Here is a 13,301-nt window from a genome sequence, read left to right on the forward strand (position 1 = left end):
GCCAGGGCGGTCCAAAACGTAAGGGCAATGCCGATTTCGCGCGCGAACCCACTAAAATCGTGTACCTGGCGTATTCTGTCTTCACGAAGAATCGGCGTAATCCGACGATCGCAGTGTATGTCCAGACGGAAGCGATCCTTAGGCGTGCACTCACGATGTCGTGGTGCTTCAAGTCTTGTGAGTGACCGATGGATAGCGCCAGGCGGTTCTGCGCGGGCATATCACTCAACTCGCTCGCCTGGATAGAATCGACTGGACCGCTCCAAAGTATGCGATAACCTGCGCTTTCGAGGCGGTTCAACCTAGCGACAATGAGACTATGAATAAGGGAAAGACGAAGCTGACCCGTCAGGACGCCGAGCGCCTTTTCGAGGGACTGCCGGCGTCGAAGGTGAGCGCATCGAGCCGGCCCGAGAACCCGTTCGGGCCGCCATCATCCAGCGTCGTCAAGCGAGCCGACGACGAATCGACACTCTGGAAAGACAATCTGATCACGCTGCCGGTGGGAATCGAATTGCCTGCCGGCTATGAATCCGCGTCTCGCCTGCGCGAAGCGATGACGCGAGCCTGGCGCGTGAAGTGGGTGAGGGAAGGCAGGGACGAGCTGGTCGCCGAGTTTCCTGAAGGCTGGACGGCGGTTCGCCGGGAGAACGGCCCTATCGAATTGCGGGATCAATCCGGCGTGGTTCGCGCGCTGTGCGGCTGGGCGAAGGATGCCGAGCTGAGGCTCCTGCCGAGGTATTCAGTCGAGTCACAAGCAAACAGTTCGACCGGACTGAGCAGCTTGCTTGTCCGCGATCGCGCGAACAGTCAAATCCTCGAGCGTTCATCGGTCTGGTCCGCGCGAACGGGGACCAACCATCCGGACTGGACCAAGCTCGCAGCGTGGCTTGATTTACGCTATCCGGACCATCGCGACCCGCTGCGATACTGGGAAGATTGCGAGGAGAATCGTCGAAGCTAATGCGATATTCGCAAGCCCTGTTTGCACCGCTAACTCAAAGGCCGCGGTGATCTGCAAAGGCAATCGCTCCACACGCGGCAATCGTGATCGTGGATGTTGCATGCCTCGCGGCGTCGCATAGCGGCGGCATTCGCGATTGCCCGTATAGCAACTCGCAACGCTGCGTCCCGACCAAGCCCGCCTGTGAGAGCCTATACGTCTATATACGGGAAGCCTGCTATCACCACTCCCGCTAAGAGGCGCGTGTTTCACTCAAAGAAGCGCCTCATGACCCGCGTCATTCCTTATCGCGGCTTCGAAACTCACGTCACGCTGACCGCTTCGTCCGATGCTCTACGACGCGAGCCTTCAGATCATCGGCGGCAGCAATCTTGGCGTGCTCGGCAGGTCTGGCCATCGCATCGCACTTCGTAAAGGTCCCTTCACGCAGCGCTGGGCTTTTCTCATCGCGGAGTGCGCGGGGCAAGCGGCAATCGACGTGCTCCTGGGTACGGTCAACGACGACTAGCCATAGGTATTCGCTCACGAGGCATAGTGTCAGCGCGGCTCGAAGACACGTTGCAAAGCGTCTTTGACTCGTAGATGTGCGGCCATGCCAGGCGGTGCCTTATGCCCCGTTCCTCGATGATCGAAGACCAGACCGCCCTGTAATCGAAGCACGGGCAATATCAGGAAAGGTTTATCAAGCAGCGCTCTGCGCCTTGGTTGCGCAATCTGCTGTGAGCATAAGAGGCAGACGCAGGGCGTGCCCTATAAGCCGCTCCCGCGTGTCACTGCCTGTACATCTTGGCGCGTCGTCGCGCGTGAGCTGAACCGCCACCGTAAGCCGCTTCTTCGGTTTCGAATCGAAGGGCGCTCTCGTGACGAACCTCGGTAGCTCTTGGACCGGTGAGATCTCTATCAACGACGATGAACGTGAACCCGCCCGCATACAGGGGCTGTACTGCGACGTGGAATTCGTGGTTTCCGACCTTAATCATGCGCGCCATGCGAACTCCGACGGTAGGAGGCTGCGAGACTCTCATTGTGCGTCGCTTTTATGGATATCAACGAACGATAGCTTCGATTTCGTTGATAACAGGCGTACGACGCTGTGCATCGCGTGCAAAGCGAGTGCCGCTATTGTGTGATTCGGGCGCTGCGTGGTCCGCAGCCCAGGAACGTCGCTCTTCACTTGCCGCGTAGGTGCACGGTGACCCCTTTAGCGGACGGATGACTTCGCACAGAATGTCCATAGCGCAAACGGCCGGGCACTAAAAAAAGCGATACAACGAACCCTCGATATGACGACGGCCGCACGCCACAGTCACCACCGCGGACACGCCGCATGACCAAAGCCGCGCTACCTACTACGCCCCCGACGGAACATACCGCCACTTGGCTGCGTGAACATCGATGTCCGCGTCCTTGTCGAGACGCTTCTGCGTGCGTTGCAAGTCCGCCTGCCGAAACGCTTCGATGCGAGCCCTTTGCGACGTCGCGTGGTCTTGCTTTGCGCCTTCTATAGCCGAACCGAGCGGGGACTTCATCATTTGGGAGACTCCAGAGTAGGTCGCAGTTTATTCTTCACGACGCTGTTGTACGTGCCGACGGACGAAACCAGAGTCAACCGCTTATTGTCAGCAAGGTTCAATGCATATCGCGAGCCGTGCGCTGGCTTTACGAACGGAAAGTACCGCGCCCTTCAGCCTGCGCCGTAAAGCGCTACAAAGCAAGCGCAATCGTCAAGGACTTGCAGAGATCGCGGCGCGGTGGGCGTTGGGTCCAAGCAGGCAGCCGGAGTCGGAACATGCGACTCTGGATCAGCACACGAGAAGAGCGGCGTTCGGTTCTCTTGACCGCAATTAGCCATAGGCGACTAAAGGAACCGAACGCGTCCATAACGATAGCCGCGCCTATCCACCGCCTCAGCCACGCGACGCCGCGTTCAGCGCAACGGTCGCCTTCAGCGCTCCGCCGACCATGCCGCGCACCACGGCTTCAACCTGTCCCGCCTTGTCCGGCAAATAGTCGAACGGCGCATCCTCGCTCATATACGTGGACTGGCACATCTCCAGCTGCACTGCATGCACGCCATCGTGCGGCGCTCCGAAGTGTCGTGTGATGAAGCCGCCCTTGAAGCGGCCATTCGCGATGTACGTGAACGGCCCCGACGCGGCGGCGCGCAGCACCGCTTCCTGCACTGGCGCTGCCGCCGTGCGGCCGTCCTGCGTGCCGATGTTCAGATCGGGCAGCTTGCCCTCGAAAAGTCGCGGCAGCACGCTCGCAATCGAATGCGCTTCCCACAGCAGCACGTTCGAATGCCGTGTCCGCAGCCGCTTCAACTCGTCGCGCAAGGTGTCGTGATACGGCTGCCAGTACGTCGCGACGCGCCTGTTGCGCTCGGCGGCATCGGGTGCGCAGCCATCGCGATACAGCGGCGCGCCGCGAAACGTTTCGGTCGGACAGAGCGAGGTGGTCGTCTGTCCGGGATAAAGACTTTCGTCGTTCGACGGCCGGTTCAGATCGATCACGTAGCGCGAAATGCGCGCGCCCAGGATCGTCGCGCCGAGCGACCGCGCGAATGCATAGACACGGTCGAGATGCCAGTCGGTGTCCGCGACCGTCAGCGCGACGTCCGTGTACTTGCCGCGCAACGAGTCGGGAATGTGCGTGCCGAGGTGCGGAATCGAGATCACCAGCGGCGCATCGCCGCGTTCGAGCGAGTAAAGATCGTTCATCGTGCCTGGGTCCTGTTAGACGACTGAGTTTATGCGTCGGCGAGAAGTTGCGACAGCGCCCGGCGATAGCCCGCATAGTGGCGCGCTTCATCGCGATGGCGCCGGTCGTGAATCACGCGCTCGCCGCCGACGAACACATCGCGCACGGGCGTTTGCCCATGTTCGCAGAATACGATCGACGAAAGCCACGTCGCGCTCGTCTGTTCCGCAAGATTCGGATGCGCGGCGTCGAGCACGATCCAGTCGGCGCGCGAGCCCGCTTCGAGCGCACCGACCGCGCGGCCCGTCGCGCGCGCGCCGCCTTCGAGCGCGCCCTGAAAGAGCCGGTCGGCGACATGCGCCGTGCGTGGCGACGCCAGCACGTTGCGCTGACGCCGCACGAGCCGCTGACCGTATTCGAGCAGGCGCAATTCCGCGCGCCAGTCCACGCCGATATGACTGTCCGAGCCGATGCCGAACGCGCCTTGTGCATCGAGATATTCCATCGCGGGGAAGATGCCGTCGCCGAGATTGGCTTCGGTCGTCAGGCACAGGCCCGCAATCGCGCCGCTCTTTGCGAGGGCGCAAGTTTCGTGTGCATCGACGTGCGTTGCATGCACGAGGCACCAGCGGGCGTCCACGTCGAAGTGATCGAGCAGCCATTGCACGGGCCTCGCGCCGAGCGCCGCGAGCGACGCATCCACTTCCGCCGTCTGCTCCGCGATGTGGATGTGAACCGGCGCGCCCGGCGAGATCGTATCGAGCCCTTCGAGCAGCGCGCGCAGCGAAGCCTCCGATACGGCGCGCAGCGAATGCGGCGCGACGCCGTAGCGCAGCGCGCCGTGCTCGGGACGCGCATCGCGCAGGGTGCTCAGAAGATCGAGAAACGCTTCGGTCGTGTTGACGAAGCGGCGCTGATCGTCGCGCGGCGGCTGCGCGCCGAAGCCGCTATATTGATAGAGGACGGGCAGCATCGTCATGCCGATGCCGGTCTCGCCTGCCGCATCCACGACGCGCTGTGCAAGCTCGGCGGGGTTCGCGTGCCGCTGGCCATCCGCCGCGTGATGCACGTAATGGAACTCGCAGACGGACGTATAGCCCGCCTTGAGCATCTCGACATACAGCCAGCGCGCGATGGCTTCGAGCGTATCGGGCGTGATGCGCGCGGCGAACCGGTACATCAGGTCGCGCCAGCTCCAGAAGCTATCCGCCGGATTTGCGCGATATTCGGTGAGGCCCGCCATCGCACGCTGGAACGCATGCGAGTGAAGGTTCGGCATGCCGGGGATCACCGGCCCCGACGCGCGGATGGCATGTGCAGGCACATCGCGCGTATCGGGCGTGACCGCGACGAGCGTGCCAGCGTCGTCCCATTCGAGCAGCACGTCAGCGCGCCAGCCGTCCGGCAGCAGCGCGTGCGCCGCGAACAGGGCTTTCGTTCGTGAATTCATGACTGACCTCTCGTATCGAGCGACGCGCACAACAGCACGCCGTCGCCCTGTATGTCGACGTCGACATCGACGCCACGCGCCGCATCGATCCGCAGCGTGTCCATCTTCGTCAACGTGAAGCGTGTCCGGTCGACGCGCACGTCGAGCGAGCCTTGCGCACAATGCAACAGGACGCTTTCCGCAGCGACGATGCGGCTCGCCGGCGAGCGCCAGCAATCGATCGATGCGCGCGCCGCGCCGCGATGCGTCATCACATTGAAGACGCGCACCGGGCCGTCCGTCAGACGCGCCTCGACCGGCGTTTCACCGGCGAAGCGCGCGGTGTCGAACACATGCGTCACGGCAAGTTCGCCGAGCGTGAGGCCCGCGCCATCGAGCAGGACGAGCACACGGTCGATACCGTCGAAGCGCGAAAACGGTCCCGGCCGGTCGATATCCGCAATGCTCACGCGCCACGCATCGGCGCGCGCCGCGACTTCGCGCATGATGCCGCTGCCGTTCTTCCACGGCGACGCCACGAGACCGGCGCCGCGTATCATGGAGACGTTCATGCGCGCGACAACACCGCTTGCAGGAACGAGCGCGTGCGGGGCTGCGAGGGCGTGGAAAAAATCTGCGCGGGCGGACCCGCCTCGACGATCTCGCCGCCATCCATCACGACGACGACGTCCGCCACTTCCTTCGCGAAGCCCATTTCGTGCGTGACGACGAGCATCGTCATGCCTTCGGATGCGAGCAGCTTCATCACTTGCAGCACTTCGCCGACGAGTTCGGGATCGAGTGCGGACGTGGGTTCGTCGAAGAGCATGACGCGCGGCTGCATCGCGAGTGCGCGTGCGATCGCGACGCGCTGCTTTTGACCGCCCGACAGGCTCGCGGGCATCGCATGCGCCTTGTGCTCCAGGCCGACTTTCGTGAGCAGCGTAAGCGCGGCCGCCTCGGCATCGGCTTTCGGCAGGCCACGCAACATGCACGGCCCGACGGTGATGTTGTGCAACACCGACAGATGCGGAAACAGGTTGAACGACTGAAACACCATGCCCACTTCCGTGCGCAGCGTGTTGAGCGCGCGTTCCTTGAGCATCGTTCCGTGATCGACGAGGCGATGCCCGCAGATATCGATGGTTCCCCGCTCCGGCTGCTCCAGTCCGTTGCAGCAGCGCAGAAACGTGCTTTTGCCGGAACCGCTCGGCCCGATCACGACCACGACCTGGCTCGGCTGAATATCGAAGTCGATGCCGTTCAATACGCGATGCGTCCCGAACGACTTCGTGAGTTCGCGAATGCTGACGATAGGTTGAGCACTGTTCATTGCACCATGCCTCCTGCGCGCAGCCGTCGCTCGACGCGATGAAGAATGTAGTTGGTCGTCTGCGTGAGCACGAGATAGACGAGCGCGATCACGATGTACACCTCGAGCGACCGGTACGACACGCTGATGATTTTCTGTCCTTCGTGCATGAGATCGTGAATGGTCAGCAGCGACACCAGCGCGGAGTTCTTGATCAACGCGATGAACTCGTTGCCGAGCGGCGGAATCATGCGCACGATGGCTTGCGGAAGAATGATCGCGCGCATGGCCTGCCCCGACGACATGCCGATGGAGCGCGCCGCCTCCATTTGCCCGCGATCCACCGACTGAATCGCGCCGCGCACGATCTCCGACACGTAAGCCGCCGAGTACAGTCCAAGGCCGAGCATGCCGCACACGAACGCGGGCAACAGGATGTTGAACTGCGGCAGGCCGAAGAACAGGAGGAACAGTTGCACGAGCAGCGGCGTGCCGCGGAAGAAAATCAGATAGCCGGTGCAGAAGCCGTAGATGAGCCGCCGCTGCGGCGCAAGCCGGCCGATGCCGATCAGAAGCCCGAGCAGGCACGAGAGCACGAGCGCGGCGGCGGTCACTTCCACCGTGACCAGCGCGCCGTGCGCGATATCGGCCCAACCGGCGACGGCTGGCGTGAAGTCGAGTTGCATGGTTCAGATCCGCCGGATTACTTGGCGTTCGCGGTGGTGCTGGCGCTCGCGCTAAACCACTTCTTCACGATCGCGTCGTACGTGCCGTCGGCCTTGATCCTGGCGAGCGCGGCATTCATCTGATCGCGCAATTGCGGCTCGTCCTTGCGCACCGCGATGCCGTACGCTTCCGTCGTCAGTTCCTTGTCGAGCACGCGGAAACCCGGGCGCGTGCGCACGAACTGAAACGCGGCAGGCTTGCCCGTCACGGCGGCGTCCGCACGGCCGATGCCGACCAGATCGAACATCTCCTGATTCTTTTCCACTTCCACGCGCTGCACTTGCGGATAGTTGTCGCGCAGGAAGTTCACCGACTTCGTGCCGACCTGCACGGTCACTTTCTTGCCGTTGAGATCGGCGAGTGTCTTGATCGGCGAGTCCGCCTTGACGAGCGCCGAGAGGCCGCCCGCGAAGTACGACTGCGTGAAATCGACGACCTGCGAGCGCTCCGGCGTGATGTAGATGCCCGAGATCGCCGCATCGAAGCGATGCGCGACGAGGCCCGGAATCAGCCCCTTGAAGTCGATGTCGGTCCACTGAACCTGTTTGCCCATCGCCTTGGCGAGCGCGTTCATGATGTCGATGTCGAAGCCGGTGCGCTGGCCTTTGTCGACGAACTCCATCGGCGGGAAGGTGGCGTCGGTCGCGACGTTGATGACGTTCGCGTCTTGCCCGCGGACGGCGCCGGGGAGAGCGGCAATCATCATCGCGACGCCGAGACTCGCGGCAGAAACAAGGTTCTTCAGTTTCATGGTGTGGGCTCCAGGGTGTGGTCAGTCGGTGAGTGTCATTCAGGCGTTCTGCAGCCGGGCGGAAATGGCGTTGGCGGTGCGTACGGTCCAGTCCGCGAGTTGCTGTTCGCGGCCCGCCGCGCGCGAGGACGGCGCCATCAGCGTGATCGATGCGCTCGCGCCCGCGCCGCGCGCCGTGCGCCGGAACACGGGTGCGCTCACGCCCCACACGCCCGGGTCGACTTCGCTGTCGCTCATCGCGTAGCCGCGCGCGCGGATGCGGTCCAGTTCCGCTTCGAGCGAGGCGCGGGCGGCATCGTCGCCGGCGAACTGACGTCCGAGCGTTTCGCTGCGCGTTTTGTCGGCCATGAACGCGAGCAGCGACTTTGCGGAGGCGCCCGCGCGCAGCGGCACCGCGCGACCTTTCTCGAACGAGCAGCGCAGCGACTGAGTGCTTTCGACCATCTCGAGGCAGATCACCTGATCGTTCAGGGCGACGATGAGCCCGACGCTTTCCTGCGTTGCGCGCGAGAGCTGCATCATGCTGTCGCGGCTTGCCTCGACCAGCATCGAATTGACGTCGAAGCCGAGCGCGAGTTGAAGACAGATGGGACCGGGCGCGTAGAAGCCGTCGTCGTCGGTGACGAAGCCCCAGCGCTTGAGCAGCGCGACCTGACGGTAAAGGGTGCTTTGCGCGAGACCGGTCGCGCCGAGCATGTCCTTCACGGACATTGCCTTGCCGTGACTGGCGAGGGCGGTCAGCACGAGCAGCAGGCGCTCGGCGCCAGTGACGGTGGGGTCTTGGATCACGCTGTGTTCTGCTCGCCTGGCAATGCGCGTTCGTTTGAATTACTTGCAGAATGCCACGGCGCTCCCGCTGGACAAAAATCGTATTCCCACGTGACGGGAAACAGGGCGTAAGGGTTTACGTTCAATCAGGCGCGTGTAGTTGGTTTGATTCGATGGTGCGCATGATGGAAGGGCGGACGGCTGGCCTCACGCAGTAAGTCGTTGGGCTGGGGGGTACGGAACGACCCGCCTCATGCGGCCCTGGAACGATGAACGCTCAGATGCGCCGACTGCCCATAGCGCGCCGAAAACGGCTAATCGAATCCAAGTATCCACACGCGCAAGGAAGCGAGTTCCTCGTTTGATGCAGCAACCAAAGACGCTCGTGATGCGAAAACAACGAAGGGAGGCAAGCAGATGCAGCGCGAAGACAGGCGCGGGCAAGACGATTGCCCGGAAGACCACGGCTATGAGATGACCGGCAGATACGGCGAATTGAGGGTCGGGCAGCACGCTCTGCGCTGGGATCGCTGCCCGGAGGAAGTGAGTGCGCGCGGCCGCTGCCAATCAGCCGGAGAGGTAGACGGTGAGGCAAGGATGCGAGTCAGCGACGCCGCGTGACTCGCCGCGCGGCCTGGAAAGACTGGAACGGCGTTCGCAATGAGTCTTTGATGCGACTTGCCGTTGTCTTCCATCACCGTCCCACCGCGCTCGGCAGGATTAAGGCTGGCCTTTCTCTGCTGCAGGCTCCGAGGACGCCGACGGCCCCGATGCACGAGCCGTGCGCCTTGCTTCCAGATGCCGCGCGCGCCCGGCATCGGCCGCTGTCACGTTTCCTGTCGGATTCCCCGCGAGGTCGACGCGGGCAGCGTCCTCGACGAGACAACTCCAATAGCGAGCACCGCGACACCAGACCTTGATGGCTTCACGAATCTCGGGTTCCGTCAGGCCGATGTCGGATGCCTGCGCGAACAAGTCGTCGATGACACCGACTTTCAACGGCACTTTAGGAGCCGGATTTTTTGGAAAAGCCAGCGGAAAGCGCCGCTGGAGCTTCCCGATTGCATGCACGACCGGATCGACCGGTTGCTTCTGTGCGTTCGTGGCAGGACGCGGCGGGCGCGCCGGCTTCTTCGCCGGAGCGCTCTTCGATTGCTTCGCCAGTTGCGCTTTCAGTTGCGCGAGTTGCTCAAAACCCATAACGGTCTATCCTCGGAATTCGTTTCAGGATTTTATCAGCCGCGAAGGTCCGCTTCTTTCTGCGGCGGCGCGTGTGCGGGAACAGGTGGTCTGCTTCCGCGAACATTTCCTCCTGAAGGTCCGGTAACGGTGAGTGCGCCGTCCACTTGTTCCGCGACGAAGTCGATCTTGTCGCCGACTTTCACTTGCGACAGCATCGCCGGGTCTTTGACCTTGAACACTATCGTCATCGCATTCATCTCGAGGTTTTCTAGCGGACCGTGCTTGATGGTCAGCTTGCCGACGGCGGTGTCCGCTTTCTTTACCTCGCCATGCGACATGCTGTGCTTTGCGTCCGCGCCCGGTTGCGAGCTGCTTGCCATGTGTGATTCCTGTGTCGCCCTCCGCGTAGGCGCTCGCGGAAATCGCCAAGGCACAACCCATCGCAATCGAAACAATCGCGTTTTTCATCACGCTCTCTCCTAGAGTTCAGTTATCGACATCGGCCAAAGTCACTGCCCGGCCCATTAAAGAAATCAGCTATCCGGCAGTTCGCCGGTGTATTCGTACGTCACCGTTCCCTTCGGGTGCCTGAACCAGCCGCGGTCTCGATAGTCATTGCGGTCAAGTCCTTCACGCACTTTCACGACTCTGAACATGCCGCCCATTTCGAGCGCGCCAAATGGCCCGGTACCTGTCATCATCGGCAGCATGTTGTCGGGCAGCGGCATCTCCATGTCGCCCATCGAACCGCCCGCACTGCCCATCGCCATGTAGTCCGGCACGAGCTTGTTGATGCGTTTCGCGAGGTCTTTCTGCGGCACGCCGATCATGTCGGAAACCTGATGTCCCATCGCATTCATCGTGTGATGCGACTTGCGGCAGTGAAACGCCCGGTCGCCGGGACGGTTCGCCGTGAACTCGATGACGCGCAACTGACCGACTGCAACGTCCGCGGTCACTTCCGGTCAGCGCGCGGAAGGGGGAATCCATCCGCCGTCGGTTCCTGCGACCTCGAAGCTGTACCCATGCAAATGAATCGGGTGGTTCGTCATCGTCAGATTGCCGAAGCGGATGCGGACGACGCGATCGCCGGAGCGCACAGGCAGCGGGTCGATGTCCGGAAAGACGCGTTGCAATACGGGCGTAGGTAGAGCGATCTCTCAGTGCACGCCGCCTGTCGCATTGAAGGAAATGCGTGTCGTTGTCGAACACAGCCGATAGCGAGCGCGTAATCAGTATTTGATGTCTCTCGCGGTTTGACGTCCGTGCTGCTTCGATTGGCGCTTGTCCTGTCTGCACTCAGCGTTGCTGTGCTGGTTTGCGGCGCGGCAGTCATGCTTGGTATGCCGTGCGCCTTGGCGCGTGTCCTGACGCACATCGCGGCCGGCTCGCCGCTCTTGGGCCTGCTGTGTCGCCGACGACGGAGTCGGCCAGGAGCATACGAAAAGAGCTGCGGCCAGTGACAACAGCCTGCGGTCAATTGCGCGCATGAATCGTCTCCCGAGTGGTAACGATGATGCAAGAAACCCGACGAGTCAGGACACACCGAAAACCCATTGCGAACGCAGTCATGCCAGTCGAATCGACACTCGTGTACTCGCGCGGTGTTGCGCCTCCTTGCTGATCCGCGGCTCCTCAACGACCGATCCGCTGAATTGCCTGCGTTCGCCGCGCCTGTGCGTCCTGAAGCAGACGGTACGAAGCATAGTATTTGAAGATGTTGCGTACATACGTGGTCGTCTCGATGCCGACCTTCTCCGCGACAACGATCTCCACGTTATTGAACCAGACGTCGGGATTCAAACCACGCTCGGCAGCGATTTTTCGCATCTTCGCAATCGTGCCGGGTCCGGCGTTATAGCTGGCGAAAGCGAACAGCGGCCTGTCGACGTCGGAGAAATGGGCGTCCTGGAAGTATCGGGTCATCAGATGATCAAGATACTTCGCGCCAGCATGAATATTCGACTGCGCTATCTTGATGTCCCCGACGTTCAACTCTTTTCCAGTGGCCGGCATAAGTTGCATGATCCCGACTGCTCCTACGCGGCTCTTCGCGTTCTGGTTGAGTTGCGACTCCTGGAATCCTTGAGCCGCCAGCATCAAGGGATCGAAACCGTATTGCTGACCATATTGCTCGAAGAAAGCCACGGTTTGCTTGAATCGGTTCAGTTCGGCGCTTTCCGCGTTGTTATGAATCTGCTTGATGCCTTGCATGTACTGCTTCATGCGGACTTCCGCCACACTTTGCTTCTTGATGAAATTGTCGTAGAAGTTGCTGATAACCGCCTGCAGTTGAGGACTTTGTTTGCGAATCGCCCAGCCGATGTATCCGCCTTCACGCACTGCGATGTTTTCGTGCACCTTGACCTGCGGCAACATCTGCGCCCACATGCGAGCCTTCCAGTCATCAACGACCAGAACCTGAAGCAGGCCGACATTCAGCATTTCCATCGCGTCTTCGTCCTCGAGCGCTTCCGGAAGCAGAACGACTTGCATGAGCGGTTTGCCTGTCTGACGAAACCGGTTGTTCAGTGCGCTCAGGCTCTCGTAGTAGCTGCTTTGGCGGCGGACGTGCACCGTATTCCCGCTGAGATCCTCCACGGTGGACAGCGCCGGCGACTTCGGCCCTGTCAAGATCACTTCACGCGTCGGTTTGAGCCCGCGCGCCGTGACGAAGTCGACTTGCTTGAGGCGATCGTCTGTCACCGTCAGATTGCCGGCCGCGATGTCGCCGATGCCGTCCGTGAGGCCGGTAAGCAACCTGTCGCGAGTGGTGGGAATCATTACTACAGTGATCGGGCGTTTGCCGAGGCGATCGGCGTACGTCTTGTTGATAAAGCGATCGAAGTCACGGACGAAATCGGCAGTCAGGCCGCGTTCGCGTCCGCGGTCATTGAAATACAGGGTGCGGCTGAAGGGAACCAGTACGCGAATCACGCGCCGCTCGAGCATCGCGTCGAAGTCGCCGCGCCATGACCTGTTGGTCAGATCGATCCGACGCGTCGCGCTGGCAGGAAGCGGGGCGGAAGCAGCCGCGGCAGCCGAAGCGGCATTCGATGGCGCGGAGGTGGGCGGCTTGGGCGCGGCGCATACTGCCATCGCTGTCAGGACCGACAGTCCGAAGGAGCATGACAATAAGCACGTATGAACGAAACGCATGTTGGCATACCGTTGTTGTCAGCCTTGTCGCCTGGGTGCGGGCAGGCTCATTCGGGTTTTGGCGCCATCCGTGACTCGGGACACTCGAGCGAGTCGCGCGCTCGATCAGGCTCCCTTACAGCATAGCTGCGGATGCAGGCGATTCAAGACGCGGGGGCGCTCTGCGGATGGGCGTTGGTTGCAGCGGTGCGGCAAAGGACCTTTACGTGGAAGCGGCAACCCACCAAAGAACCACCGCGACATATTCGAACGGATCGACAGTCTCACGAGCAGATTATCGACACGAGACGGCGCGCCCACGTTGGCAACC

Annotated in this window: 12 protein-coding genes and 2 pseudogenes; 2 read left to right on the forward strand and 12 right to left on the reverse strand. The window is 61.9% G+C overall.

Annotated elements, in window-relative coordinates:
* The first annotated feature begins 319 nt into the window (after positions 1-319).
* Both LDZ21_RS26240 and LDZ21_RS26245 read left to right on the forward strand, forming a co-directional pair.
* Positions 320-964 (forward strand): hypothetical protein, encoded by a 645-nt coding sequence (locus LDZ21_RS26240; RefSeq protein ID WP_035967337.1) that lies wholly within the window; start codon positions 320-322, stop codon positions 962-964.
* A 328-nt stretch (positions 965-1,292) separates the two neighbouring features.
* Positions 1,293-1,472: a hypothetical protein gene (locus tag LDZ21_RS26245; protein WP_309774739.1), complete on the forward strand. Its 180-nt coding sequence runs from the start codon at positions 1,293-1,295 to the stop codon at positions 1,470-1,472.
* 841 nt (positions 1,473-2,313) lie between these two features.
* Here LDZ21_RS26245 and LDZ21_RS26250 read toward each other — a convergent pair.
* The 12 genes and pseudogenes from LDZ21_RS26250 to LDZ21_RS26310 all read right to left on the reverse strand — a co-directional run bounded on the left by LDZ21_RS26250 (position 2,314) and on the right by LDZ21_RS26310 (position 12,991).
* Positions 2,314-2,496: a hypothetical protein gene (locus LDZ21_RS26250; RefSeq protein ID WP_244797031.1), complete on the reverse strand. Its 183-nt coding sequence runs from the start codon at positions 2,494-2,496 to the stop codon at positions 2,314-2,316.
* Between the two features lie 375 nt (positions 2,497-2,871).
* Positions 2,872-3,684 carry an N-formylglutamate deformylase gene (gene hutG, locus LDZ21_RS26255; RefSeq protein ID WP_244797032.1) on the reverse strand — a complete coding sequence of 271 codons (813 nt, stop codon included), beginning with the start codon at positions 3,682-3,684 and terminating at the stop codon, positions 2,872-2,874.
* Positions 3,685-3,713: 29 nt separating this feature from the next.
* On the reverse strand, positions 3,714-5,114 hold the full coding sequence (locus LDZ21_RS26260) for a formimidoylglutamate deiminase (protein WP_244797033.1): 1,401 nt from the start codon (positions 5,112-5,114) through the stop codon (positions 3,714-3,716).
* Positions 5,111-5,665: a HutD/Ves family protein gene (locus LDZ21_RS26265; RefSeq protein WP_244797034.1), complete on the reverse strand. Its 555-nt coding sequence runs from the start codon at positions 5,663-5,665 to the stop codon at positions 5,111-5,113. The genes LDZ21_RS26260 and LDZ21_RS26265 overlap by 4 nt, the downstream gene beginning before the upstream one ends.
* Positions 5,662-6,426, reverse strand: a complete 765-nt coding sequence (locus tag LDZ21_RS26270; RefSeq protein WP_244797035.1) for an amino acid ABC transporter ATP-binding protein — start codon at positions 6,424-6,426, stop codon at positions 5,662-5,664. Before LDZ21_RS26270 ends, LDZ21_RS26265 begins: the two co-directional genes overlap by 4 nt.
* Complete coding sequence (locus LDZ21_RS26275; RefSeq protein WP_035967323.1) at positions 6,423-7,091, reverse strand: amino acid ABC transporter permease; 669 nt, start codon at positions 7,089-7,091, stop codon at positions 6,423-6,425. The genes LDZ21_RS26270 and LDZ21_RS26275 overlap by 4 nt, the downstream gene beginning before the upstream one ends.
* 17 nt (positions 7,092-7,108) lie before the next feature.
* Positions 7,109-7,882, reverse strand: coding sequence for a transporter substrate-binding domain-containing protein (locus tag LDZ21_RS26280; RefSeq protein WP_244797036.1), 774 nt, complete (start codon positions 7,880-7,882; stop codon positions 7,109-7,111).
* A 39-nt stretch (positions 7,883-7,921) separates the two neighbouring features.
* Entirely contained in the window at positions 7,922-8,671 is a 750-nt protein-coding gene (locus LDZ21_RS26285) for an IclR family transcriptional regulator (RefSeq protein ID WP_244797037.1), read from the reverse strand.
* A 699-nt stretch (positions 8,672-9,370) separates the two neighbouring features.
* A complete protein-coding gene (locus LDZ21_RS26290) occupies positions 9,371-9,850 on the reverse strand; it encodes a ProQ/FinO family protein (RefSeq protein ID WP_244797038.1) in 480 nt (159 codons plus the stop codon).
* Between the two features lie 122 nt (positions 9,851-9,972).
* Positions 9,973-10,300, reverse strand: a pseudogene (locus LDZ21_RS26295) (copper-binding protein); the annotation flags it as partial.
* A 65-nt stretch (positions 10,301-10,365) separates the two neighbouring features.
* Positions 10,366-10,962 (reverse strand): annotated as a pseudogene (locus LDZ21_RS26300) (multicopper oxidase domain-containing protein); the annotation flags it as partial.
* Between the two features lie 505 nt (positions 10,963-11,467).
* Complete coding sequence (locus LDZ21_RS26310; protein ID WP_244797040.1) at positions 11,468-12,991, reverse strand: MltF family protein; 1,524 nt, start codon at positions 12,989-12,991, stop codon at positions 11,468-11,470.
* Positions 12,992-13,301 lie beyond the last annotated feature (310 nt).

This window comes from Caballeronia grimmiae, assembly GCF_022879615.1.
Lineage (GTDB): Bacteria > Pseudomonadota > Gammaproteobacteria > Burkholderiales > Burkholderiaceae > Caballeronia > Caballeronia grimmiae.